Source organism: Komagataeibacter oboediens (assembly GCF_003207815.1).
In the GTDB taxonomy this organism is placed as follows: Bacteria; Pseudomonadota; Alphaproteobacteria; order Acetobacterales; family Acetobacteraceae; genus Komagataeibacter; species Komagataeibacter oboediens.
Genome location: NZ_NKTX01000266.1, coordinates 1 through 566 on the forward strand (window position 1 = coordinate 1; position 566 = coordinate 566).

A 566-nucleotide genomic window follows, 5' to 3' on the forward strand; every position below is an offset into this window, starting at 1 on the left:
GGCGACGGGCTCTATCTCGTCATCAGCCCACGGGGTGGCAAATCCTGGGTCTGCCGGGTCCAGAAAAACGGCAAGCGGCGTGACATCGGCCTCGGCAGCGCCAAGAAGGTATCTTTGGCATTGGCGCGCGAACGAGCCGTCAAGGCGCGGATGCAGGTTGAAGTTGGCCTTGATCCCGTGGCCGAGCGCCGCAAGGAGGCGGGCATCCCGTCCTTCCGTGAAGCCGCCCTTGAGGTCTACGCGCAGAACAAGGCGACCTGGAAGAACAAGAAGCACCGGGCTCAATGGCTGACGACCCTTGAGACCTATGCGTTCCCGCTGATCGGTGACGTCTCGATCGCTGACCTCGACGGCCATCATGTGCGCGAAGCAATCGCCCCGATCTGGCTCAACAAGCCTGAAACCGCCCGCCGGGTTCGGCAGCGGATCAGCAACGTCACGGACTGGGCGATCGGCAAAGGCTACCGCACGCTTCCCCTGCCGCTGGCGGCAATGGATAAATCCCTTCCCAAGGCGAAGACCAAGACCGTTCATCACACAGCGTTGCCCTACGCCGAGGTGCCGGC

Annotated in this window: 1 protein-coding gene; it reads left to right on the top strand. The window is 63.3% G+C overall.

The genetic code is table 11. The features are described 5' to 3' along the window. Nucleotides 1–566, top strand: a 566-nt coding sequence (locus CFR80_RS18790) for a tyrosine-type recombinase/integrase (RefSeq protein WP_146221734.1), incomplete at both ends; no start/stop codon positions are given.